Here is a 25,031-nt window from a genome sequence, read left to right on the forward strand (position 1 = left end):
GTATGAGAGGAAAATATGGTAATAAAAAATGTAGCATTAGAGACAGTATGCGGAATAACCAGCGTGCTTCCGGATAATGATAAAATGGAGATTGCATTTGCAGGGAAGTCCAATGTGGGAAAATCTTCCTTAATTAATGGGCTGATGAACCGGAAATCCCTTGCGAGAACCAGTTCTTCGCCTGGAAAAACCCAGACAATCAATTTCTATAATATTAATGATGAAATGTATCTGGTTGATCTTCCGGGATATGGTTATGCAAAGGTTGCCCAGGCGGTAAAAGAAAAATGGGGGAAACTGATCGAGCGTTATCTCCATGAGTCAAAACAGCTTAAAGCAGTGTTTCTGTTAATTGATATCCGCCATGAGCCGTCGGAAAATGACAAAACCATGTATGACTGGATTCTGCATAATGGATATGAGCCAATTATTATTGCAACGAAACTGGACAAGCTGAAAAGAAGCCAGGTTCCAAAGCATTTAAAACAGGTCAGGACAGGTCTGAATGTGGTAGAAGGAACTCAGATAATACCTTTTTCTGCAGAGACAAAACAGGGCAGGGATGAAATCTGGGCTTTGATTGACGAGCTGTAACTAAGCGGGAAGATAACGTTATAGATTTAAAAAATCGCGATAGCAATAAACATTTGCATCGCGGTTTTTCGATTTCACAAAACTGACTGACTGGTCGGACGGAAGAACACAGGAAATTATCTGCAAATAATATGATTGTGGGGTTATACGCAAAGGAAGGAGGAAATATGATATCTCGATATAGTGTGAAACGGCCGTATACGGTAGTAGTGGCTGTGGTTCTGGTAATTATACTGGGGGTTGTGTCATTTTTAAATATGAAGACAGATCTGCTTCCGGATATGACATTGCCTTATGCAATTGTTATGACTACGTACCCGGGAGCAAGCCCGGAGGAGGTAGAGTCGATGGTCACCAAGCCTGTGGAACAGGCAATGGCAACCATTAGTAATATTGAAAATGTTACCTCAGTATCCAGTGAAAATGTATCACAGGTTATACTTGAATTTTCCCAGAGTGCCAATATGGACGCAGTCACCATTGAAATGCGGGAAAGTCTGGACCAGATCAAAGGTTACTGGGATGATGCCGTGGGAAGTCCGATAATCATGAAGCTGAATCCGGACATGATGCCCATTATGGTAGCGGCAGTGGAAGCCGGTGATATGAGCAGCTCAGAACTTACGGAACTGGTGAAGAACAAACTGCTCCCGGATCTGGAAAGTATTGAGGGTGTAGCTTCCGCATCTACTTCGGGAGATGTGAAGGAAGATATAAAGGTTGTCATCCGCCAGGAAAAAGTAGATGCAGTGAATCAGAAAATTATCGCATCCCTGGATGCTAAATTTGCGGATGCAAAAACGGAAATGGATCAAGCCCAAAGCAAGATCGAAGACGGCAAAAAGCAGTTAGATTCAGGACAGAAAGAACTGGCTGACCAGACTGCAAATGCAGAAGCTCAGATTAGCAGCGGTAAGGACGAACTGTTGAAAAACGAAGTACAGATCGACTCAGCGCTTGCCGCTATAGCAGAAAAACAGCAGACATTGGAAACATCCAGATCTCTCATTGAAGTATTGGAAACTAAGTTTACCCAGGGACAGGCAGAACTGGCAGCCAAGGAAAGCGAGCTTGCCCAAAGCGAAGCAGAATTGGAAAAAAAGGCAGAAGAATTAAAAGATGCGGCCACTCAGATGAAGTCTCTGCCGGAGCAGCTAAAAGAACTGGAAAACCAGATACAGCAGATTACAGATGCCGAGGCAGCTTTAACCCAGGCGAAAGAGAAGCTCCCGGCACTGCGAAAGGCGCAGGAAGAACTTACAAAGGCACTGGAGCAGCTGCGGGCACTGGGTGAAATGGCACCAGCTGATAAAATAGAAGAACTGGAAAAGCAGCTGCAGCAGACAGAAGCAGGTATCCGTGCAATAGAAGACGGTTTAAAAAAGATGGGTATAGAGGAAAGCCAGATTGATGAAAAGCTGGCTGAACTGACAGATACCAAATCTAAGCTGACTCAGAGCAAAGCCCTGCTGGAAAAAGCGGTGGAGGCATCCGCAGGCAAAGATCAGACTGATGTGGGAGCTGCGCTCATCGAAGAAGGAAAAAAGCAGGCCGCCCAGGGAAAAGAACAGATTGAAGTACTGAAGTCCCAGCTTAATGAGCTTCAGGATCAGATCACAAATGGGAAAGCACAGCTGGATGAGGGCGCTCTTCAGCTGGAAACTGCGAAACAGCAGTTAGAGACAGCGAAGACGCAGATAAAAACAGGACAGTCCACCGTAGCAGAAGCACTGGAAGAGCTGAACAGGCAGAAGGTAACGGCTACGATTGAACTGGCAGCCACAAAGGCAGAATTAAGCAGTGGGGAAAAAGAGTTAAAATCTGCAAAAGACCAGCTGGATTCTCAGCGAGATGCGGCATACGATAAGGCCGATCTGGATCAGATTGTAACAGCAGATATGGTAAAAGGGATTCTGGCTGCCCAGAACTTTACCATGCCTGCCGGATACGTTACGGAAGATGGCGTGGATTATCTGGTAAGGGTAGGCGACAAGATTACAGAGGTGGAAGACTTATCTGACCTGGTTTTAATGGATATGCATATGGATGGAGTAGAGCCCGTTAAATTGTCGGATGTGGCAGATGTTGCAGTAACCGATAACAGCGATGAGGTATATGCAAAGATTAACGGCCATGCAGGTATCTTATTTACCATGCAGAAGCAGTCCGGATATTCCACCGGAGAGGTATCAGACCGGATCAAAGCCCGGTTTGATGAACTGACACAGTCCAACCCCCAGGCTCACTTTATTACCCTTATGGATCAGGGGGTATACATTGATCTGGTAGTAGATTCGGTTATTCAGAATATGATTATGGGCGGTATACTGGCAATCCTTGTGCTGTTTTTATTTTTAAAGAGTTTCCGCCCGACACTGGTTATTGCATTTTCCATACCGATCAGTATTATGACCGCTATTGTGCTGATGTATTTTACCGGGATTACCCTGAACGTCATTTCCTTATCCGGGCTGGCTTTGGGAGTGGGGATGCTGGTGGACAATTCCATTGTTGTTATAGAAAATATTTACCGTCTGAGGACGGAAGGACTTCCGGTGAAAAAGGCGGCAGTAGAGGGGGCTCATCAGGTTGCAGGTGCAATTGCGGCATCCACCCTGACTACCATCTGCGTATTTGCACCGATTGTGTTTACCAAAGGCATTACCAGGCAGCTGTTTGTGGATATGGGGCTTACTATTGCGTTTTCCCTCCTGGCAAGTCTTGCAGTTGCATTGACTCTGGTGCCGATGATGGGGGCAGGACTGTTAAAAAATACTGCCGAAAAGCAAAGTAAGGTACTGGACCGGCTGATTGCGGGATATGGAAAAATTATAAAGCTGGCGCTTAAGTTTAAGCCGGTTGTTCTCATTGGTGCAGTGGTTCTGCTGATATTAAGCGGTGTACTGGCGGTATCCAGAGGTACTGCATTTATGGCTGACATGGAGAGTACCCAGATGAATGTGAGCCTGACCATGCCGGATGAGGCTACCCTGAAAGAAACCGGAGAAATGTCTGATAAAGTAATGGAAGAAATACAGAATATCCAGGATGTTGCCGATGTGGGAGCAATGGCGGGAAATTCCGGTGCAGGTATGTTCGGAGGCGGAAAATCAAAAACCAATAAAGTAACCATGTATGTACTGTTAAGTGAAAATAAGAAAGCCTCCAACGACAAAATAGCAGAAGAGATTAAAAACAGGACAAAGGACTTCCCCTGCGAAATCGAAGTAGAGACTTCCAGCATGGATATGTCAGCGCTGGGAGGAAGCGGGGTATCCATAAAGGTTAAGGGTCGTGAGCTGGATACGATCAAGGAAATAGCAGCAGATGTTGCCGGGATCGTAAAAGAAGTAAAAGGTACGCAGGATGTGTCTGACGGTGTGGAAGAGAAAACACAGGAAATGCGTCTGGTCGTAGACAAAACGGCAGCTTCTGAATATCAGCTGACGGTTGCGCAGGTCTTCCAGTATCTGCAGGGGAAACTGGCAGATGCAAAATCAGCAACTACGATTTCAGCAGATGCCAAAGACTACTCAGTTATGGTGGTGGATGGTGCAGACAAATCCCTAACCAGAGAAGAAATTAAAAAACTGCGTATTACCGGAAAAGATGCAGAAGGAAAAGATAAAGATGTACCACTTATGGATATTGTAAAATTCGTGGATACAGAAGGCTTTACTTCCATTAACAGAGAATCGCAGACCCGTTATGTAACTGTAACGGCCGGTCTGGACAAAGATGCGAATATCGGTATTGTATCAGATGAAATTAATAAAAAGCTGGTCAATTACGATGTACCAAAGGGCTATACCGTAGAGATGGCAGGAGAGGATCAGACAATAAAAGAATCGATGACGGAAGTATTTAAAATGCTGGGTCTTGCAGTGGTATTTATGTATCTGATCATGGTTGCACAATTTCAGTCTCTGCTGTCACCATTTATCATTATGTTTACCATACCCCTTGCATTTACGGGTGGTTTACTGGGACTGTTTCTCACCAATAATCCAGTCAGCGTCATAGCCATGATCGGATTTGTAATGCTGTCCGGTATTATTGTAAACAATGGTATTGTTCTGGTTGATTATATTAACCAGCTTAGAAAAGGCGGTATGGAGAAAAAAGAAGCAATTGCAGAAGCCGGAATGACCAGACTGCGCCCGATTATTATGACGGCGCTGACAACGGTTTTAGGGCTTTCCACCATGGCCATGGGAATCGGAATGGGTTCCGATATGGTTCAGCCTATGGCAATTGTAACGATAGGCGGATTAATTTACGGAACATTGCTTACGCTGGTGGTTGTTCCCTGTATTTATGATATTTTTAACCGGAAAGAAGACATCACAGAGGAGGAAATATAAATGGACGCAGGAAAGTTACAGGATTTGCTGCAGCTGAATTCCCCAAAGGTCACGGCTATGTATGAGGCAGTGAATGAACTGGTGCTTGATGGAATGAGTTTACATTCCATCAAAGTATCGGATATTACCCAAAAGGCGGGCATAGGGAAAGGTACGGCATATGACTATTTTCAAAGTAAAGAAGAAATCATAACAAAGGCGATTCTTTACAATATCCATAAAAGCATCTGTGATATGGCACACTGTGTAATGAAAAAAGATTGTTTCGAGGATAAAATATACGAGATCCTGAACAATATGGAGAATAATTATAAGACCAGAAGAAGCTGGCTTCAGTATCTGTGTTTCCATGCACAGTCCATCACAATGGAGCAGGAGCATCTGGAAAGCATTCTGAAGCTGGAAGGGTATGACAGCGGACTGCGCTGCTTTGTCACCGGGCTGGTGAATCAGGCTTACAAAGAAAAGCTGATCCCTCAGCCAATATCCTATTACCGCGCAGCAGTTGGGCTGTTTCCGCAGATAAGCGCCTTCTGGTACTATCTGGATGGAAAAACCGGAACGGATGAGGTGACTTTGGCAGAAGCTAAGCAAATTGCATATGAAAATGTGCTAAAAGTTTGGAGATAAAGTAAAATTGCACGTTTCCAAACAAAAACCTTGTATGTTTTGTATTTATTTGATATAATAGCAACTATAAATTTGTGCAGAATGCGAGGACGGAGGTATTGACATGAAAAGAAATGTTATTGTAGGACAATCGGGGGGCCCGACAGCAGTTATTAATTCCAGTTTAGCCGGTGTTTATAAGACTGCAAGGGATAGAGGATTTCATAAAGTGTTTGGTATGCTTCATGGGATTCAGGGATTTTTAGATGAGAAATACATTGACCTGTCTAAATATATCAAGAATGACCTGGATATTGAATTACTGAAGAGAACTCCATCGGCTTATCTGGGATCCTGCCGTTATAAACTGCCGGAGATACATGAAGATAAAGATATCTATGAGAAGATATTCGAGATATTAAACAGGCTGGAGATTGACAGCTTTATCTATATCGGCGGCAATGACTCCATGGATACCATTAAGAAGCTTTCCGACTATGCAATACTTACGGGACAGTCGCAGAAATTTGTAGGCGTGCCGAAAACCATTGACAATGACCTGGCACTTACTGATCATACTCCTGGTTTTGGCAGCGCGGCAAAATACATTGGAACATCCACAAAAGAAGTAATCCGGGACGGTCTTGGACTGTCATACAAGAAGGATATTGTTACAATCATCGAAATTATGGGAAGAAATGCAGGCTGGCTTACCGGCGCGGCAGCCCTTTCAAAAGGAGAGGACTGTGATGGACCGGACTTAATTTATCTGCCGGAGCTTCCATTCGATGTATCAAAGTTTTTAGATAAAATACGTTCCCTGATAAAGAAAAAACATTCCATAGTGGTAGCCGTTTCCGAGGGAATTAAATTAGCAGACGGAAGATATGTATGTGAACTTTCCCAGAATTCTGACTATATAGATGCATTTGGACATAAGCAGCTTAGCGGAACAGCGGATTATCTGGCGAACCTTATAGCAGCAGAGATTGGATGTAAGACAAGGGGCGTGGAATTCAGCACGCTGCAAAGAAGTGCATCCCATGTGGCATCCAGAGTGGATATTAACGAAGCGTTTATGGTAGGAGGTGCTGCCGTTAAAGCAGCTGACGAAGGAGATACGGGAAAGATGGTTGTCATTGACCGTGTATCGGATGATCCATATCAATGTGCTACCGGTATTTATGATGTGCATAAGATCGCAAATGATGAAAAACTGGTTCCAAGGGATTGGATATCCAAAGACGGAACGTATGTTACCAATGAATTTCTGGCATATGTGAAGCCGCTGGTACAGGGAGATTATCCTCCGGTAATGGTAGACGGTATCCCGAGACATCTGGTTTATAAATAAAAAAAGTGTAACATATTGTAATTAATATAAGCTCTGACGCGACAAAAAAACGCGGCAGGGCTTATATTTTTGCGGGATTACTGAAAAAAATACGTAATATAGGGTTATTAATGCGGTTTTTCACTTGACTAGACTAGGATATGTGTTAAAATAAAACTGTGCGCAAAGCTCGCAGATATGGTAGTTATGCAGGGATCAGATACTCTGTACTAACATATACAAATACATTTTAGGAGGAATTAGTAAAAATGGCAAAATGGGTTTACTTATTCAAAGAAGGAAACGCAAGTATGAAAAACCTTCTTGGTGGAAAAGGTGCTAACTTAGCTGAAATGACTAACTTAGGACTTCCAATCCCTCAAGGTTTCACCGTTACGACAGAAGCTTGTACTGACTATTACAATAGCGGCAAGAAAATTACAGAAGAAGTGCAGGATCAGATTTTCAAAGCAATCGGAGAACTGGAAAAAATTCAGGGCAAAACATTTGGTGATAATGAAGATCCATTATTAGTATCTGTACGTTCAGGAGCTAGAGCTTCTATGCCAGGTATGATGGATACAATTCTTAACTTAGGTTTAAATGATGTTGCAGTAGAAGGATTCGCTAAGAAAACTGGAAATCCAAGATTCGCATATGATTCTTATAGAAGATTTATCCAGATGTTCTCAGACGTAGTTATGGAAATGAGCAAAACTTTCTTTGAAGGTATCTTAACAGATGTCAAAGAAGAAAAAGGTGCTAAATTCGATACAGATCTTACAGCAGAAGATTTACAGGAAGTAATTGCAAAATATAAAGCAATCTACAAAGAAAAAATGGGCGAAGAATTCCCACAGGATCCTAAGATCCAGTTAATGGAAGCTGTTAAAGCGGTATTCCGTTCTTGGGACAACCCTCGTGCTATCGTATACCGTCGTATGAACGATATCCCTGGAAGCTGGGGAACAGCTGTAAACGTTCAGGCAATGGTATTTGGTAACATGGGCGAAACATCCGGAACAGGTGTTGCGTTTACACGTAATCCATCTACCGGTGACAATGGTATCTACGGTGAATACTTAATCAACGCTCAGGGTGAAGACGTTGTTGCCGGTATCCGTACACCACAGCCAATTTCTAAATTAGCAGAAGATTTACCGGAATGCTATGAAGAATTCATGGCAATCGCTAAAAAATTAGAGAATCATTACCGTGATATGCAGGATATGGAATTCACAATCCAGGAAGGTAAATTATACTTCTTACAGACACGTAACGGTAAGAGAACAGCTCCTGCAGCTCTGAAAATCGCTTGTGATTTAGTTGATGAAGGAAAGATCACAAGAGAAGAAGCAGTTTGCAGAATCGAAGCAAAATCCCTGGATCAGTTATTACATCCTACCTTTAATGCAGCAGCATTAAAAGCAGGCGAAGTAATCGGATCAGCTCTGCCGGCATCTCCAGGTGCAGCAGCAGGTAAAGTATACTTCACAGCAGACGAAGCAAAAGCAGCTCACGAAGCTGGTGAAAGAGTTATCTTAGTTCGTCTTGAGACATCTCCTGAAGATATCGAAGGTATGCATGCAGCAGAAGGTATCTTAACAGTTCGCGGCGGTATGACATCTCACGCAGCAGTAGTTGCACGTGGTATGGGTACAGCTTGTGTATCCGGTTGTGGAGAAATCAAAATTGATGAAGAAGCAAAATACTTCGAACTTGGCGGACACAAAATTGTAGAAGGAGATTACATTTCCTTAGACGGTTCTACAGGTAAGATCTATTTAGGCGACATCGCTACTGAAGAAGCATCCGTAAGCGGAGATTTCGGAAGAATTATGAGATGGGCTGATAAATTCAAAACATTGAAAGTTAGAACAAATGCAGATACTCCTGCAGATACAGCTAACGCTGTTAAATTAGGAGCTGAAGGTATCGGTCTTTGCCGTACAGAGCATATGTTCTTTGATGCTGACAGAATTCCTAAGATCCGTAAAATGATCCTTTCTGACAGTGTAGAAGCAAGAGAAGCAGCTCTTAACGAATTAATCCCATTCCAGAAAGCCGACTTCAAAGCAATGTATGAAGTTCTGGAAGGAAAACCAATGACAGTTCGTTATTTAGATCCTCCTCTTCATGAGTTCGTACCTACTGATGCAGAAGATATTGCTGCATTAGCGAAAGACATGGGCTTGACACCAGAAGAAGTAAAAGCTAAATGTGACGACTTACACGAGTTCAACCCAATGATGGGACACAGAGGATGCCGTCTTGCTGTAACTTACCCTGAAATCGCAAGAATGCAGACAAGAGCCGTAATGGAAGCAGCTATAGAAGTAAAAGCTGAAAAAGGTTACAACGTAGTTCCTGAAATCATGATCCCATTAGTTGGTGATAAAACAGAATTAAAATTCGTTAAAGATGTTGTTGTTGAAACAGCAGAAAAAGTAAAAGAAGAAAAAGGATCTGACATCGTTTACCACATCGGTACAATGATCGAAATCCCAAGAGCAGCTTTACTTGCTAACGAAATTGCTGAAGAAGCTGAATTCTTCTCATTTGGTACAAACGATTTAACACAGATGACATTTGGTTTCTCACGTGATGATGCCGGTAAGTTCTTAGATGCTTACTACAAAGCAAAAATCTACGAATCAGATCCATTTGCAAGATTAGATCAGAACGGTGTTGGCCAGTTAGTAGAAATGGCAGTTAAGAAAGGCCGTTCAACAAATGCAGGCATTAAACTTGGTATCTGTGGAGAACACGGTGGAGATCCTTCATCCGTAGAATTCTGCCATAAGATTGGTTTAAGCTATGTTTCCTGCTCACCATTCCGTGTGCCGATCGCTCGATTAGCAGCAGCACAGGCAGCTTTGAATAATAAATAGGAATTAATATAAGCTGAATACAGCCCTTATCATATATGATAAGGGCTGTACTTTAGTTTACAGAGAATTGTGAATCCCGGTTAAATCTACACCATCTCCCCGGTAATAATCTCCACCGGAATCTCATAAAACTGATCTTTTGGAGTCTGTTCCTTTACAAGAAAATCAAATAGTACCTTGATAAGCTGGTAGCCTTGTTCTTCTGCACTTTGACCCAGAACAAAATCAACAATGCCATTTTTTAATAAAGTACTTGACTCCGGAAGCAAATCGTGGCATATTAATTTTATACGACTCTTATTGTTAGATAATGACAGTGCGCTGGCAACGCCGGTGATCCCACCGCCAGCCAGGTAAATACCTTTCAGATTAGGGTATTTGTTGCAATATTCCAGTGTGATACGGAAGGCATCTTCTTTCCGATCCTGGTTCTCCTGAATATCGACAATGGAAAGGGGAATCTTACTTTCTGCAATTCGTGTTGTAAATCCCGATAAACGGTCCTGATGGCAGGACAGATTTTTTGTACTGATAATAACTCCGATGTCCCCCTCTTCCGGGACAATTTTTTCCATAAGTCCTGCGGCTATTCTTCCGCCTTTGTAATGGTCTTGTCCGATAAAGCAAATCTCATCAATGCCCCTTAATCTTGAATTAAAAGTTACGACTGCAGTGCCTTCTCCTGCTATTTGATTGATCTTAGCCTTTACCTGGGCATCGTCCATAGGAAGGATAGCCAGGCCGGAGATATGCATTGCCTGAAATTCATTCAGGATACTCATAAGTTCAACTGGCTCTAAAGATGTCAGCATTTTAACCGTAACATCTATTCCAAAGTGCGAAAATTCTTTTTCTGCTCTTCGGATTCCTTTGAGGGTATATTGTATGTAGGTGTTATATTCCGGTGTTAAAATAATCCCCAGTTTAAATGGATTTTTACTATTTACCAATGCCTTTCCGATCAGGTTAGGCTGATAATTTAATTCTTTCAGGATCGTCAGGATTCGTTCTTCTGTTTCTTTTTTTACACCCGGTCTGTGATGAATCACTTTATCTACAGTTGCACGTGACACATTAGCCAGGTCAGCGATTTCTTTGATCGTAACGGCCATAAACTTCTACTTCCTTTCGGTCAATCTCTTTTTTTCATATTATCATATAATTTCTGTGATGTCTATTCCTTTAGAAATCAAGAATATATGTACTTGAATTACAAATTCAATGACAAATTTTATCTTTGGTATATAGTTACAAATTCTAATATAAAAAATAGGTAAAATTAAACTATTGATATAAAATCTATTGCATGTTATGATTTATTTACCTAATGAGCACGAGCACAATTTGAAAGGAGATTGAAGAATGAAATTTGGAGTGTTATATTCCTACTGGGGAAATGAATGGAGATGCGATTATATCGAAACAGCTGGAAAGATTCAGAAAGCAGGTTTTGATATTATGGAAGTAGGGGCAGGACATCTGCTGGAGATGTCGGATTTACAGCTACTGGAACTGAAAAATACCTGTAGTGAACTGGGGCTGCAGATTACGGCGAATATAGGGCCGGCGAAGGAGAAAGATGTTGCTTCTAAAGATCCGTCAGTCCGGGAAGCCGGAATCTCTTATTTAACGGATATTATGAAAAATATGGTGAAGATAGGAGCGAAGAAAATTGTAGGAGTGATGTATACATATTGGCCTAATGATTTTTCGGACCTGAATAAAGATGAAATCTGGAGTAGAGGTGTTGAAAGTGTAGGAAAGATGGCTAAGACGGCAGAGGAACTGGGGATTGAGATGTGTCTGGAGGTAGTAAACCGATTTGAAACTCATATTCTCAACACCTGTGAAGAAGGAGTAAAATTCTGCAGGGAAGTCGGGTCACCTAACGTGAAGCTGCTGTTAGATACATTTCATATGAATATCGAAGAAGACAATATTGCAAAGGCTGTACGATGTGCCGGCAACTATATGGGAGAACTCCATGTAGGAGAAGGAAACCGTAAACTACCGGGGCAGGGAGCACTTCCCTGGGGAGAAATCGGCAAGGCACTTCAGGAGATTGGATATGAGGGAAGTGTTGTAATGGAGCCATTTGTGAAGATGGGCGGACAGATAGGTAAGGATATCAAAGTATGGAGGGATCTGAGCAATGGGGCTGATGAAGAGAGGCTCAGCAGAGAGCTTGCGGATTCTCTGGTCTTTCTGAAAAGTAAGTTCAAAAAGAAAACGATATAAAAGGAGGTTAAACGGATGGCAGATATATGGATTATGGGTGAGATGATTGTAGAGATTATGCGGATCGAAGAGGGGGTTTTGCTGGATCAGCCGGGTTTATTCAAAGGTCCGTTTCCAAGCGGGGCTCCGGCAATCTTCATTGATACGGCAGCAAGGCTGGGGCACAGCGCCGGGATAATCGGCGGAGTCGGAAAAGATGACTTTGGTAAAAATATTCTGAATCGTCTGAGAGGGGACGGAGTAGACTGTTCCTGTGTGATGGAAAGCGATACAGGGGCAACCGGAGTGGCATTTGTAACCTATTTTTCCGATGGATCCAGGAAGTTCATTTTTCATATGGGCAACACTCCTGCAGCCGAAGCTAAAATGCCCGGCAGGGAAGTAATGAATGGTGTCAGATTTTTTCATGTTATGGGATGCTCTCTTCTTTCTAATAAGAATTTTGCCAAAGAGATTCTTGATACCATGAAACTTGCAAAAAGCTTAGGGGCAAAGATTTCTTTTGATCCCAATATCCGCAAGGAATTAATGCATGACCAGGAAGTATCAGGGATTGTGGGAGAAGTCATGGCTAATACAAATATTTTTTTACCGGGCGTGGATGAGCTTCTCCAGATTACAGGGAAAAGCACAGTGGAGACGGCAGTAGAAGCCTGCTTTGAAAACCCGGAGCTGGAGATACTGGTGCTTAAAAACGGTTCCAGGGGATGCAGTATCCACACGAGGGAAGGAAAATCAGATATCTGTGCTTTTTCGATTGAACCGGTGGATGCAACCGGTGCCGGAGACTGTTTTGACGGAGCATTTATATGTGGTTTGCTGGAAGGCAGAGATTTAATTGAGGCTGCCCGGATGGCATCGGCCGCAGGAGCGTTGAATACAATGGCATTTGGTCCAATGGAAGGTAAGATCAGTCCGGATTCAGTAAAGGCGATGATGGAAGGGGTAAAGTAAGCAGGCAATTAGAACACACTGCGGAAAAGAGGAAGGAATGGAAAATAACGTAAAACTGGAATTAAGAAATATCTGTAAAAGCTTTCCCGGTGTCAAGGCACTGGATCACGTTAATATTTCATTGCGTAAGGGAACGGTACATGCCGTGATGGGAGAAAATGGTGCAGGAAAATCTACCCTGATGAAAATCATCAATGGTCTGTATCAAAGAGATTCCGGACAGATACTGCTGGATGGGAAAGAAGTGTTTTTTGCAAGCCCGCTGGAATCCTCGGCAGCGGGAATAGCAATGATTTATCAGGAATTAAATTTCTTTCCCGATCTTACCATTGAAGAGAATATTTTTATGGGAAAGCATCCCGGAAAGGCCGGAGTGGTTGATTGGAAGAAACTGCGTAATAATGTGAAATCTATTTTCCGGGAGAATGGTCTGGATTATGATCCGGGAATGAAAATTAAGGAGCTTTCCGTTTCTAATATTCAGATGCTTGAAATTGTAAAAGCAGTAGCATTTAAGGCGGAAGTAATTATTATGGATGAACCTACATCTTCCATCAGCAATCAGGAGGTGGAAGCTCTTTTTGAGACAATTAACCGTCTGCGCAGTAAGGGAATCAGTATTCTTTATATTTCACACAAAATGGAAGAAATTTTCCGGATAGCAGATGATATAACGGTGATTCGGGATGGACAATCGATTATCACAGGTCCGGCAGCTGATTTTAACAATGACACCCTGATTGCCCATATGGTAGGAAGACCAATTTCCAATATCTATCCCAAAGAGGAGGTTCCCCTTGGAAAAGTAATCTTTGAAGTTCGGGATTTATCCAGCAAGAATACCTTTGAAAAGGTAAATCTCACCTTAAGAAAAGGGGAAATTATTGGAATGGCAGGACTCGTGGGAGCGGGGCGGACGGAAGTCGCAAGGGCGATATTTGGACTGGACCCATATGATTCAGGGGAAATTATTTTAAATGATAAGAAAGTAGAGATTAAAAATGTTTCTCAGGCTATTCGTAACAAAATACTGATGGTATCAGAAGACCGCAAGAAAGAAGGGGTGGTGGGAATCAGAAGTATTCGGGAAAATATTGCGCTTGCCAGTCTCCGGGTAAGGAAGGGCGGTTTTCTGAACCTTAAAAAAGAAATGGAAGAAGCAAAATCAATGTCTTCCATGCTGAACGTGAGAGGCGCTGGTATAGAAACTGATCTGGGATCTTTAAGCGGAGGAAATCAGCAGAAAGTAATACTGGCAAGATGGCTCATGCTGGATGGTGAAGTACTGATACTGGATGAACCGACCCGTGGAATTGACGTGGGGGCAAAGCTGGAGATATATAATATCATGATGAAGCTGGTGAAAGAAAAAGGACTCAGTATCATTATGATATCTTCTGAGCTGCCGGAATTAATCGGAATGTGTGACCGCATATACGTTATGAATAAGGGGTATGTGACGGGTGTCATTGGAAGAGCTGAGTGTTCCCAGGAAAGAATTATGAAATTAGCTACAAAAACCGGGGGAAAAGGAGAAACGGGTGAAAGAAAATTTAAGATGGAAAGGTAGCCACACTGTGATACTTTCACCTTTACTATTTTGTGGCAGTATTGCAGACAGGCCTGCAATATGCAAGGGGTATAAAAATGAAAAGTAATGTAAAAACGAGAATACAAAAATTTTCTACATTTTTGATTTTGATTGTGATGGTGGTGATCTGTTCCTTTTTGTCACCGAAATTCATGACATCAACAAATCTAATGAACATATTAAAGCAAGTGAGCATTGTAACAATTTTGTCTTTTGCCCAGGGTATGGTAATTATCAGCGGTGAAATAGATCTTTCCATCGGAAGCCTTGCGGGAATGGCTGGAACTTATGCATGTATCTTATATGTGGCTACCGGCAATCTGTTCCTGGCTATTTTATTCGGACTTCTTCTGGGGGCTGTAGTTGGCGCTTTAAACGGGTTATTTGTAGCCCATTTTGGACTTCCTTCGTTTATCGTTACCCTGGCGATGCAGACGATAACCTTTGGCAGTATCTGTCTGTATACCGCTGGAAATAATGTCTATAAGATTGGCGATTTTAAGATTCTTGGACAGGGTACCGTATTTGGTGTAATTCCAATTACCGTAGTGTTTATGGCTGTTATGTGCCTGATCACCCATATTTTATTAAAATATACAAAGTTTGGAAGATACATATATGCAATTGGTGGAAATAAAGATGCAGCAAATGCAGCAGGTATTCAGGTTAGAAAGACAAAATGGGTCACCTTTATTATTTCAGGAGTTTTTGCAGCGATTGCCGGCATGATTTTAATGGGAAGATTAAATGCAGGAATTCCCAGTGAAGGAACAGGATATGAGACAGATGCCATAATGGCCACGGTTGTGGGAGGAACCAGTTTTGCCGGAGGTGTGGGTACGGCTTTTGGAACGCTGGTTGGTTCATTAATTATTGGAATATTAAATAATATTATGAATCTGTTAGGGGTAGAGTCTTATTCCCAGCAGATCATCAAAGGTTTTTTGATTATTATAGCGGTATTGTTTGATATTCGGTCGAAAAGAGGTAAACGGAAAATGAAGATTATGGAAACTACCTCTGAAATAGCTCAGAGTAGTAAATAAATATGAAATCAAGGAGGGTTTAAAATGAAAAGAAGAGTATTAAGCGTAATGTTAGCAGCGGTTATGATGGCGGCATTGTTTACAGGATGCAGCAGCGGCGGGGCAGAAGGAGCGGTAACGGAAAAAGAAGAAGCAAAAGAGACGGCAGAGACAGCAATGGAAGCAGTATCAAATGCTGCCAGTGATGCAAAGGGAGAGTTTGAAATTGCACTGCTTCCTACTGACATGTCAGCAACTTTTGCTGCCTGGCTGGCACAGGAACTTCAGATTGCAGTGAAACAATATCCCAATATGACCCTGACGATTCTGGATTCTAAGAATACATTATCTACCCAGCTGGCGAATCTGGAAAATTGTGTTACCCAGGGATATGATTATATTATTCTGCATCCATTGGAGCCCGATGCGGAAGCAGATCTGGTAGATCAGTATGTACAGGATGGAACACCGATTTTGATGGTTAACCAGAGCGACGGCGGTAGCCAGTACGCATCCAATGTAGATTGTGATCCCATAGAACAGGGGTCTATTGTAGCAGAAGTTGCAGCACAGAAAATCCCGCAAAATGGGAAAGTTGTAATCTTATTGGGACCATCCGGAAATTCTCATTCAATTGGAAGAAGAGAAGGTTTTCAAAAGACGTTGTTTGATGCAAGACCAGATATTGAGATTCTGGATGAGCAGATTGGAGACTGGGAAAAATCAAAGGGGATGAACTTTATGGAAGACTGGCTGCAGGCATATGATCAGATTGATGCAGTGGTTTCGATGAACGACGCCATGGCTCTTGGAGCCTTGGAAGCCGCGAAAGATGCGAAAAGGGCGGAAAATATGACCTTTTACGGTGTAGACGGATTGGCAGATGCAGTGTTGTCCATCAAAGATGGCGGGTTGACTGCTACCTGTGTCCAGAACGCAAAAGTAATGGCTGAAACTACATTTGGGATAATTGATAAAGTCCTTTCAGGCAAGGAAGAATTTGAAAAAACTTTAATTGAAGGACAGTTGATAGATGAGAAGAATGTAGATGAGTGGATTAAGATTCATACCGAAAACGGACAGATTAAATAGAACTGAAACTACTTATTATTGCAGTATCACAGGCGGGACCTGGGATATGTAGGAGGTATAAAGATGAAAATAGCAACATTGACAAATCCGGAAGAAATTTTAATTACAGAAACGACCAAACCTGCAGCAAAAGAAAATGAGATTGTGATTAAGGTGGATTATATAGGAATCTGTGGTTCTGATATTCATGCCTATTATGGGAAGCATCCTTTTATTACATGCCCGATTACTTTAGGACATGAATTCGTAGGCAGGGTGGTGGAAACCGGGAAAGAGGTCAAAGGGGTACTGCCCGGAGAACTGGTCACGGCAATGCCGCAGATTTTCTGTCACCAATGTGAGCCCTGCCGGAGCGGCAGATATAATATATGCGATACCCTGAAAGTAATAGGATGCCAGACTCCGGGAGCTGCGTGTGATTATTTTGCTTTTGATGCTTCTTTGGTGAAGAAAATACCGAAGGGAATGCCAAAAGAAATCGCAGCTACCATAGAACCTGCAGCAGTAGGTGTCCATGCGGTACATAGAGGCGCTGATGTTAAAGGAAAAAATGTAGTTGTTATGGGAGCTGGTACAATAGGGAATCTGACAGCGCAGGCAGCTCTTGCGGAAGGGGCTAAGCAGGTTCTGATTACGGATTTATCCGATTACCGGCTGGAGGTTGCCAGGGAATGTGGAATTTCGCAAATTGCAAATACGGGAAAAGTATCTGTGGAAATAGCAATGAAACAGGCATTCCAAGGGGACAAAGCAGATATATTTTTTGAATGCGTTGGCATTGGTGCTACCGTTAATCAGGCAATAGAACTGTCTAAAAAGGGACATGATATTGTTGTAGTGGGAGTATTTGGAAATCGACCGGAAATCAATATGAGTCTGGTGCAGGATAAAGAACTGCGGTTAATTGGGAGTCTTATGTACGTGGAAAAAGATTACGATCGAACGATTGATCTGATGAACAGAGGTATGATCCACACAAAGCCTCTAATTTCCAAAACTTTTGAATTAGCTGATTATGCAAAAGCTTTCCGGTATATCGAAGAACATAAAGACAGCAGCCTAAAGGTACTCATTCAGGTTTCTGAGTGATCATATTGGGGATCCGATAAGGAAGAGAGGTGTTTGAATGAATCCTGAGATAAGTTATAATAATATGAATGAAGACTTTACATTGGATGGAAAGAATGCGGTTATTACCGGTGCTTCCAGTGGCATAGGGTTGGAGATCGCTAAGATGTTCGCCAGAAAAGGTGCAGATATAATTGCATTTGATCTGGAAGATTCCCCGGAGTTGAAGGAATATGTATCCGGACAGGGAAAAAGATTTCTGTCTTGTTCCGGTGATATTACAAGTAAAGAAGTGGTTCAAGAGACGGTGAATGAAGCTATAGGAACATTTGGTAAGATTGATGTCCTTGTGAACTGCGCCGGCGTTGGCTATCTGGAATCTGCAGAGGAAAGTACGGAACATGTCTGGGATCTGACAATGGCAGTTAATTTAACAGGTGCTGTGCGCATGTCACTGACTGTTGGGAAAACAATGATAAGGAATGGCGGCGGAAGCATTATAAATATTGCTTCTCAGGCAGGAGTAGTGGCATTAGAACGTCATCTTGCATATGGAACCGCAAAGGCAGGTCTGATTCAGGCGACTAAGCAGCTTGCACTGGAATGGGGAAAATACAATGTGAGAGTGAATGCGATTTCCCCGACTATTATATTAACTCCTATGGGTTCCATGAATTGGAACAATGAGCAGGGAGATGCGTTTAAGCAGATGATTCCATCCAGACGTTTTGGTTATCCACGGGAAGTAGCAGCCTGTGCAGTTTATCTGGCAAGTGATGCCGCCAGTCTGTTTAATGGTGCCAATTTGATTCTGGATGGGGGATATACAATTGCTTAAACTATAATTAAAGAACTCTAAAATTACAAAAATAATGATAATTATAAATAATCAGACAGAATTAATTAGTTGAGAATATAAAACCAGTGCGAATGATAATCAGAAGAATCAGATCATGTGATGCTTCCGAATATCAACACTGGTTTTTTGTATATATTTTGTAAAAACATGAATAATTGTACTATAAATATCTTATGTTTAGCATGTACAAAAAGAAGAATTCATTGTATACTGATCTTCATGAGTATGAAAAAGGACAGGAGGGAAATGCATAAAATGAAGAAATTTTTAACGCTGACGACTGGCGGGACAATTGCATCTAAGGAGAGTGAGCATGGGCTGCTTCCGGCTCTGGGCGGCGATGAACTGCTTTCATATATACCGGATATCGAAGGGCTCTGCACGGTAGATACTTTAGAGATCTGCAATATCGACAGCACCAATATGAACTATAGTTACTGGTGTAAACTGGTAAGCTGTATCCAGGAAAATTATGATCGTTATGATGGATTTTTGATTGCTCATGGAACAGATACTCTGGCATATACGGCAGCTGCCATGTCCTATATGATACAGAATTCAAAAAAGCCTGTGATTTTAACCGGGGCACAAAAGCCGATCTCTTTCGAATCAACAGATGCAATGATGAATCTTCGTGACAGTTTCCATTATATGCTTCAGGATGATACCAGTGGTGTACAGGTAGTATTTGGACAGCGTGCAATTGCAGGAACCAGAGCTAAAAAAATAAATACGCTGAGCTATCAGGCTTTTTCAAGTATTAATTTTCCGGATATTGCAGTGATCCGCAATAGTCAGGTGATCCGTTACATTACCGCCCCCAGGGGAGGAAATGCCGTATTTGAATTAAACCTAAATCCCAAAGTATTTTTGCTGAAACTGACTCCCTGCAGCTCTCCGGAACTTATTGAAGAAATATACCGGCTGTATGATGTAATTATTATAGAAGGATTTGGTGTGGGAGGGATTCCGGATCAATTGCTGGATACTTTTTGTAAATGCCAGAACAGCTATAAGCCACAGGAGAAAGTGCTGGTAATTACAACCCAGGTTATGTCTGAGGGAAGCCATATTTCAGTCTATGAAGTAGGGAAACGACTGGAAGGAAAGATCCGCTATCTGGAAGCGAAGGACATGAATCTGGAGGCAGTTGTAACAAAATCAATGTGGATTATGGGCAAAAAGCCTGCGTCCTGGGAAGAAATAGAAACGTTATTTTACAGGACTATTAATTATGATATATTGGCAGGATCCGGAAGGTAGGCGCCAGAGCGTGTTTGAAAATTCATTCACCCATCTGCATGCCCGGCTTTGCGGCATATTTGCCCCGAATGCAGGTTACGTAGCCCGCTACGTGCCCTTCATCTTAGTACGTTAGTACGCTGAAATTAAATAAAGAATATTGGAGATGAATCCCCATGAATTTAATAGTTAAATATCTTAAAAATTACAAGAAAATGTTTTTATTAAACATTTTGTCTGTCTTTGGATTTGCACTGGTGGAACTTGGCATACCAACGATTGTAGCCAGGATGATTGACCAGGGTGTTTTGACAGGAGACAAGAATTACATTTTTAAAATGGGTGGCATTATACTGGTGATTTCCCTGTTAGGGGTTGCGGGTACCATACTGCTGGGATATTGCTGTGCTTATTTATCCACTGCCATTACCCGTGATATCCGTACAGAGATGTTCCGGAAGGTGCAGGGATTTTCACACAGTGAATATCACCAGTTTGGTGCAGCATCCCTGATCACAAGGACAAACAATGATGCATTCCAGATACAGATGTTTATGAATGTGCTGTTTCGTACAGCGCTTATGACACCGGTTATGATTTTTGTCAGCTTTAGTCTGGTACTGCGTACGTCACTGCCATTATCGCTGATCATTATTTCTACGGTCCCGGTCATTATAGTGGGTGTAATCGCAGTTGCTAAGATTTCTGAGCCGATCAGTGAAAATCAGCAGATGGCAATGGAGGCAATTAACCGTGTTTCCAAAGAAAATCTAAGCGGAATACGTGTGATCCGGGCATTTAATAACGATACACATGAGCAGCAGCGTTTTAATGAAGAAAACAATCAGTATATGAAATATTCCAAAAAGCTCTTTAAGCTAATGTCTATGACCCAGCCGACTTTCTTCCTGTTAATGAATATTGCAGGAATGGCTATTTTTGCAGTTGCAGCTAAAATGATTGACAAAGGAAATCTGGAAATCGGAATGCTGGTGGCATTTATGGATTACCTGTTTCATGCTATGTTTTCCGTTATGCTGTTTTGTCTAGTCTTCATGATGTATCCCAGGGCAAGAGTCAGTGCAAAACGTATTGAAAAAGTAATAAAGCAGGATGTAAAGGTAAAAAATCCGGAGAATGGAAAACAGATGGAGTGCGAGGTAGAGGAAATCAACTTTGATCATGTGACTTTTGTGTATCCGGACGGAGAGGAAGCAGTATTAAAAGATGTCTCATTTTCAGCTAAAAAGGGGGAAAAGGTTGCCTTTATTGGCAGTACCGGTTCCGGAAAAAGTACCCTTGTAAATCTGATACCCAGAGCATACGATGTGACTGCGGGCAGGATCACCATGAATGGCACAGACATTCGGGAATACGATCTGAAAAGTCTGCGTAATACGATCGGATTTATTCCACAAAAAGCAATGCTTTTCCGCGGTACGATTGCTGACAATATCCGCTTTGGAAACCCGGAAGCTACCATGACGGAGGTGGAAAAGGCAGCAAGAACTGCTCAGGCTTATGAATTTATTATGGAAAAGGGAGGATTTTCCGAAAACATTACGGAAAATGCAACGAATGTATCGGGAGGACAAAAGCAAAGGCTTTCTATTGCCCGGGCATTAGCAAAAAGGCCAAGAATCTACATATTTGATGATTCATTTTCTGCACTGGATTTTAAAACCGATGCAAAATTGAGGGAGGATCTGAAAAAAGAAACCGGAAATGCAATTGTCCTTGTGGTGGCACAGCGTATTGCAAGTATTATGGATGCGGACAGGATTATTGTATTAAATGAAGGAAAAGTTGTTGGCAGGGGAACCCACAGACAGCTTTTAAAGGAATGCCCGATTTATCATGAAATAGCAGCTTCTCAGCTGAGTGAGGAGGAATTGGATCATGAGTAGTAATAAAAAAGGCAAGTTTATTAAAAATCTGAAGCAGATGAAAAGGTATATTGCTCCGTATAAATGGAAATTTATCGGTGCTGTACTGATGGTTATTGTATCGGTAGCTGCCATGACGGTGGCTCCCAGAGTAGAAGGTATGATCACCACACAGCTTTCAAAAGATGCAATGGATATTATGAAAAAGCTGCCGGATGCAGGTGTTCACTTTGAGATAGTAACTAAAATTCTGGTTCTGCTGGCTGTAATTTATCTGATTAAAACATTTTCTCAGATCATCAGTGTATATTTGCTGACCGATTCTATTCAGAATGCCATGCATGACCTGAGAAATGATGTTCAGGACAAGATACGCAGACTCCCGGTACGCTATTTTGATACGAATAGTTTTGGGGATGTTTTAAGCCGGATAACTAATGATATCGACACCGTATCCGGAGCATTGCAGCAGAGTTTTAGTCAGGTCATCAGCGGGGTTCTGACATTGATTCTGGCGATTACAATGATGTTCACCATACAGCCGGTAATGGCATGTATGGCAATCTGCATTATACCATTGGCACTTCTGGTTACCAGATTTATTGTAGGAAAAAGCCAGAAGCAGTTCCGGGCGCAGCAGGATTCCGTGGGAGAACTAAACGGTACGATTACAGAAATGTATACCGGTTTTCAGGAGATATTATTTTTCAATAAGCAGGAATCTTCAGTGGAAGAATTTGTAAATATAAATGAGGATCTGCGTAAACATGCATTTAAAGCACAATTTATGTCCTCTGTCATGTCACCGCTGATATCCCTGATTACTTATCTGACAATCGGCAGTGTTGCAGTAGTGGGATCTGTTTTTGCCATCAGTGGAGGCATTTCAATAGGTAATCTGCAGGCGTTCATTCGTTATATCTGGCAGATTAATGACCCATTGTCCCAGGTTTCCCAGCTTTCTTCCCAGATTCAGGCTGCATTTGCAGCAATGGACCGTATATTTGAGATACTTGGTGAAGAAGAAGAGGTTAAAGAAGCAGATCCGGCTGTAGAGCTTCCGGATGTTCAGGGCAAGGTGGTATTTGACCATGTATATTTCGGATATGGGAAAAAGCCTGTTATCAAAGATTTTACGGTAGAGGTACATTCCGGACAGATGGTTGCCATCGTCGGTCCAACCGGTGCAGGAAAAACAACACTGATTAACCTGCTGATGCGCTTTTATGATGTAAACAAGGGCAGGATTTTAATCGATGGTGTAGATATCCGCCAGATGAAGCGCAGCAGCCTGCGTTCCATATTCGGCATGGTATTGCAGGATACCTGGCTCTTCTCCGGAAGTATTTTTGAAAATATTAAATATGGTAGACTGGATGCCAGAAAAGATGAAGTCATCGATGCAGCAAAGGCGGCAAATGTCCATCATTTTATCAAAACTCTGCCCGGGGGCTATAATATGGTCATTGATGAGGAAGGCGGAAACATTTCCCAGGGAGAGAAACAGCTTCTGACCATAGCCAGGGCAATTTTAAAAGATCCTGATATATTAATACTGGATGAGGCAACTTCTTCTGTGGATACCAGAATTGAAAAAATGCTGCAGGACGCAATGAAGAAGGTAATGGTAGGAAGAACCAGTTTCGTTATTGCACATCGTTTATCAACAATTAAAAATGCAGATTTGATTCTTGTCGTAAAAGATGGTAATATTGTAGAGCAGGGTACGCACAATTCTCTGTTGGAGAAAAAAGGTTTCTACGAACAGTTGTATCATTCTCAGTTTGCAGGGCAGCAGGCATAAACTAATTTAAATAATAGAAAGCTCTGGTAAGTTTTCTGTTATTTCGTTATGGAGGTAATGTAATGAAAAAATTCAAAGAATGGTTATCAGATAATTTAAGGTATTTCGTATTGGGGATTGCAGTAATTGCAGTGATTTGTATTTTATTTTTCGGTTATAAGCTGCTTGGGAATATGATGACAAACGGCGATGGCAGCAAAAAACAGACAGAAGAAACAAAGCCCGGCACAGAAAATGGAACTGAGAATAAGAAAGAAACAGAAAAGCAGCCAGAAACACAAAAGCAGACACAGAAATCAGAAACCAATAAATCAACAGAAAAAACAACGGAGAAAACAACAGAGAAATCAACAGAAACTCCCGGGGAATCTACAAAATCATCGGAGTCAGTAAACGGTGGGGGATCCACAAATGCCGGGGCTCAGGCTAATGCACAGACGAATGCACAGACGGAAGCAACAGATGCGGCAACAGCACAGACGCAGGCACCGCAGACAGATGCACCACCTCAGACAGAAGCTACAGAGGCACCCGTACCCCAGACAATTTACATGAATGCAGCAGCTTACATACGTGAAGCACCAAGTTATGACGGAGCCATCCTGGATACACTGCAGGCAGGACAGGCAGTTACATTTTTAGAAGATGTAGGCGGATGGTATAAAGTAGAAGCAAACGGACTTGTTGGTTATGTAGGAGCCAGATTTTTTAACTAAGAAAGGCAGCAGCTAAAGAAAAGGCAGGGAACAGCGCAAATAATCTGTTCCCTGCCTTTCTATGCATTGAATACAGTGCTAATCAGGCAATCCAGTTAATTCTTATATAATTATCAAGTATATTTGAAATGATAAAAGAACTGATAAGTGCCATAAAAAACAAAAAGATAAAGTTTTTATAGCCTTCATCACGGCTTCTTCGCAGACGCATAAGCAGCTTGATAAAACAGAGGAGAGATATAAAAACGGAAAGAATCGCAGGAACGTAGAGAAGGGAAGGATTACCTGTTGCTGTGACAAGCGCAGTTCCGGTATTCAATTCATCAATTCTTACTGACTGCCCGACAAAGACAGGAAGCAAAAGAGAAGCACCCCATGCTATAATTCTCAGACAGGAATTACAAAGAGCCAGTGCCAGAATGATCATTTTGGTAAAAGGGTTTTTAAAACGGATTTTGCAAAACAGTAAGGTGAATATGACTGCCAGCGTAAGTGTCAGCAGAACACTAAAATCCATAAGTGTCTTAATATCCAGATCCAGATTCATGCGGAAACCGGAATCTCTGGGGTAGAGATACACATTGCCAATTCGTCTGAAACCTGTACTTACAGACTGACCAAGCCGTGCCATGCTAAAACCGTGAATACATTCATGGAGAAATGTAGATAGTAGAAAAATAATATTGCAAATGGCAAACCATATGTATTTTCTCTTTGACATGGATTTCACCTCCTTTTTTCGTTACTGTTATTTTACATCTGCCA

At 42.0% G+C, this 25,031-nt stretch carries 19 protein-coding genes; 17 read left to right on the forward strand and 2 right to left on the reverse strand.

Annotated elements, in window-relative coordinates; all coding sequences use genetic code 11:
- Positions 1-15 precede the first annotated feature (15 nt).
- The 5 genes from yihA (at position 16) to ppdK (ending at position 9,791) form a co-directional block, all read left to right on the forward strand.
- Positions 16-594, forward strand: coding sequence for a ribosome biogenesis GTP-binding protein YihA/YsxC (gene yihA / locus QR40_RS19795; RefSeq protein ID WP_027296641.1), 579 nt, complete (start codon positions 16-18; stop codon positions 592-594).
- A gap of 167 nt (positions 595-761) precedes the next feature.
- The gene (locus tag QR40_RS19800; protein WP_044296492.1) at positions 762-4,958 is read left to right on the forward strand and encodes an efflux RND transporter permease subunit; all 4,197 of its coding nucleotides are present in this window, start codon (positions 762-764) and stop codon (positions 4,956-4,958) included.
- Positions 4,959-5,588 carry a TetR/AcrR family transcriptional regulator gene (locus tag QR40_RS19805; protein ID WP_027296643.1) on the forward strand — a complete coding sequence of 210 codons (630 nt, stop codon included), beginning with the start codon at positions 4,959-4,961 and terminating at the stop codon, positions 5,586-5,588.
- Positions 5,589-5,685: 97 nt separating this feature from the next.
- The gene (locus tag QR40_RS19810; RefSeq protein ID WP_138003522.1) at positions 5,686-6,921 is read left to right on the forward strand and encodes a 6-phosphofructokinase; all 1,236 of its coding nucleotides are present in this window, start codon (positions 5,686-5,688) and stop codon (positions 6,919-6,921) included.
- A gap of 248 nt (positions 6,922-7,169) precedes the next feature.
- Positions 7,170-9,791 carry a pyruvate, phosphate dikinase gene (ppdK, locus tag QR40_RS19815; RefSeq protein ID WP_027296645.1) on the forward strand — a complete coding sequence of 874 codons (2,622 nt, stop codon included), beginning with the start codon at positions 7,170-7,172 and terminating at the stop codon, positions 9,789-9,791.
- A gap of 86 nt (positions 9,792-9,877) precedes the next feature.
- Here the strand turns inward: ppdK and QR40_RS19820 are convergent, their stop codons facing one another.
- A complete protein-coding gene (locus QR40_RS19820) occupies positions 9,878-10,903 on the reverse strand; it encodes a LacI family DNA-binding transcriptional regulator (protein ID WP_027296646.1) in 1,026 nt (341 codons plus the stop codon).
- Positions 10,904-11,153: 250 nt separating this feature from the next.
- On the opposite strand from QR40_RS19820, the gene QR40_RS19825 reads away from it, so the two are divergent.
- The 12 genes from QR40_RS19825 (at position 11,154) to QR40_RS19875 (ending at position 24,266) form a co-directional block, all read left to right on the forward strand.
- Complete coding sequence (locus QR40_RS19825; protein ID WP_027296647.1) at positions 11,154-12,029, forward strand: D-psicose 3-epimerase; 876 nt, start codon at positions 11,154-11,156, stop codon at positions 12,027-12,029.
- A gap of 15 nt (positions 12,030-12,044) precedes the next feature.
- Positions 12,045-12,983, forward strand: a complete 939-nt coding sequence (locus QR40_RS19830) for a sugar kinase (RefSeq protein WP_044296493.1) — start codon at positions 12,045-12,047, stop codon at positions 12,981-12,983.
- Between the two features lie 37 nt (positions 12,984-13,020).
- Entirely contained in the window at positions 13,021-14,553 is a 1,533-nt protein-coding gene (locus QR40_RS19835; RefSeq protein ID WP_044296494.1) for a sugar ABC transporter ATP-binding protein, read from the forward strand.
- Positions 14,554-14,630: 77 nt separating this feature from the next.
- Complete coding sequence (locus QR40_RS19840; RefSeq protein WP_052430958.1) at positions 14,631-15,620, forward strand: ABC transporter permease; 990 nt, start codon at positions 14,631-14,633, stop codon at positions 15,618-15,620.
- Positions 15,621-15,644: 24 nt separating this feature from the next.
- Positions 15,645-16,691 (forward strand): sugar ABC transporter substrate-binding protein, encoded by a 1,047-nt coding sequence (locus QR40_RS19845; RefSeq protein ID WP_052378040.1) that lies wholly within the window; start codon positions 15,645-15,647, stop codon positions 16,689-16,691.
- A gap of 63 nt (positions 16,692-16,754) precedes the next feature.
- Entirely contained in the window at positions 16,755-17,780 is a 1,026-nt protein-coding gene (locus QR40_RS19850; RefSeq protein ID WP_044296495.1) for a zinc-dependent alcohol dehydrogenase, read from the forward strand.
- A 37-nt stretch (positions 17,781-17,817) separates the two neighbouring features.
- Positions 17,818-18,597: a GolD/DthD family dehydrogenase gene (locus tag QR40_RS19855; RefSeq protein ID WP_044296496.1), complete on the forward strand. Its 780-nt coding sequence runs from the start codon at positions 17,818-17,820 to the stop codon at positions 18,595-18,597.
- Positions 18,598-18,873: 276 nt separating this feature from the next.
- A complete protein-coding gene (locus QR40_RS19860) occupies positions 18,874-19,881 on the forward strand; it encodes an asparaginase (protein ID WP_044296497.1) in 1,008 nt (335 codons plus the stop codon).
- A complete protein-coding gene (locus QR40_RS33830; protein WP_377139881.1) occupies positions 19,853-19,996 on the forward strand; it encodes a DUF6783 domain-containing protein in 144 nt (47 codons plus the stop codon). Before QR40_RS19860 ends, QR40_RS33830 begins: the two co-directional genes overlap by 29 nt.
- Positions 19,997-20,036: 40 nt before the next feature.
- Entirely contained in the window at positions 20,037-21,767 is a 1,731-nt protein-coding gene (locus QR40_RS19865; protein ID WP_044296498.1) for an ABC transporter ATP-binding protein, read from the forward strand.
- A complete protein-coding gene (locus QR40_RS19870; RefSeq protein ID WP_044289750.1) occupies positions 21,760-23,550 on the forward strand; it encodes an ABC transporter ATP-binding protein in 1,791 nt (596 codons plus the stop codon). The genes QR40_RS19865 and QR40_RS19870 overlap by 8 nt, the downstream gene beginning before the upstream one ends.
- A gap of 62 nt (positions 23,551-23,612) precedes the next feature.
- Positions 23,613-24,266, forward strand: coding sequence for an SH3 domain-containing protein (locus tag QR40_RS19875; RefSeq protein WP_044296499.1), 654 nt, complete (start codon positions 23,613-23,615; stop codon positions 24,264-24,266).
- A gap of 82 nt (positions 24,267-24,348) precedes the next feature.
- Here QR40_RS19875 and QR40_RS19880 read toward each other — a convergent pair whose 3' ends face one another.
- A complete protein-coding gene (locus QR40_RS19880) occupies positions 24,349-24,987 on the reverse strand; it encodes a hypothetical protein (protein WP_027296656.1) in 639 nt (212 codons plus the stop codon).
- Positions 24,988-25,031: the final 44 nt, after the last annotated feature.

This window comes from Robinsoniella peoriensis (assembly GCF_000797495.1).
Classification (GTDB): Bacteria; Bacillota; Clostridia; order Lachnospirales; family Lachnospiraceae; genus Robinsoniella; species Robinsoniella peoriensis.

What these genes read in the sequence shown, in the direction of transcription:
- QR40_RS19805 (WP_027296643.1), top strand. Translation starts at nt 4,959, where the DNA reads ATGGACGCAGGAAAGTTACAGGATTTGCTGCAGCTGAATTCCCCAAAG.
- QR40_RS19835 (WP_044296494.1), top strand. Translation starts at nt 13,021, where the DNA reads ATGGAAAATAACGTAAAACTGGAATTAAGAAATATCTGTAAAAGCTTT.
- QR40_RS19800 (WP_044296492.1), top strand. Translation starts at nt 762, where the DNA reads ATGATATCTCGATATAGTGTGAAACGGCCGTATACGGTAGTAGTGGCT.
- QR40_RS19880 (WP_027296656.1), bottom strand. Translation starts at nt 24,987, where the DNA reads ATGTCAAAGAGAAAATACATATGGTTTGCCATTTGCAATATTATTTTT.
- QR40_RS19825 (WP_027296647.1), top strand. Translation starts at nt 11,154, where the DNA reads ATGAAATTTGGAGTGTTATATTCCTACTGGGGAAATGAATGGAGATGC.
- yihA (WP_027296641.1), top strand. Translation starts at nt 16, where the DNA reads ATGGTAATAAAAAATGTAGCATTAGAGACAGTATGCGGAATAACCAGC.
- QR40_RS19865 (WP_044296498.1), top strand. Translation starts at nt 20,037, where the DNA reads ATGAATTTAATAGTTAAATATCTTAAAAATTACAAGAAAATGTTTTTA.
- QR40_RS19860 (WP_044296497.1), top strand. Translation starts at nt 18,874, where the DNA reads ATGAAGAAATTTTTAACGCTGACGACTGGCGGGACAATTGCATCTAAG.
- QR40_RS19830 (WP_044296493.1), top strand. Translation starts at nt 12,045, where the DNA reads ATGGCAGATATATGGATTATGGGTGAGATGATTGTAGAGATTATGCGG.
- QR40_RS19875 (WP_044296499.1), top strand. Translation starts at nt 23,613, where the DNA reads ATGAAAAAATTCAAAGAATGGTTATCAGATAATTTAAGGTATTTCGTA.
- ppdK (WP_027296645.1), top strand. Translation starts at nt 7,170, where the DNA reads ATGGCAAAATGGGTTTACTTATTCAAAGAAGGAAACGCAAGTATGAAA.
- QR40_RS19850 (WP_044296495.1), top strand. Translation starts at nt 16,755, where the DNA reads ATGAAAATAGCAACATTGACAAATCCGGAAGAAATTTTAATTACAGAA.
- QR40_RS33830 (WP_377139881.1), top strand. Translation starts at nt 19,853, where the DNA reads ATGATATATTGGCAGGATCCGGAAGGTAGGCGCCAGAGCGTGTTTGAA.
- QR40_RS19820 (WP_027296646.1), bottom strand. Translation starts at nt 10,903, where the DNA reads ATGGCCGTTACGATCAAAGAAATCGCTGACCTGGCTAATGTGTCACGT.
- QR40_RS19855 (WP_044296496.1), top strand. Translation starts at nt 17,818, where the DNA reads ATGAATCCTGAGATAAGTTATAATAATATGAATGAAGACTTTACATTG.
- QR40_RS19870 (WP_044289750.1), top strand. Translation starts at nt 21,760, where the DNA reads ATGAGTAGTAATAAAAAAGGCAAGTTTATTAAAAATCTGAAGCAGATG.
- QR40_RS19840 (WP_052430958.1), top strand. Translation starts at nt 14,631, where the DNA reads ATGAAAAGTAATGTAAAAACGAGAATACAAAAATTTTCTACATTTTTG.
- QR40_RS19845 (WP_052378040.1), top strand. Translation starts at nt 15,645, where the DNA reads ATGAAAAGAAGAGTATTAAGCGTAATGTTAGCAGCGGTTATGATGGCG.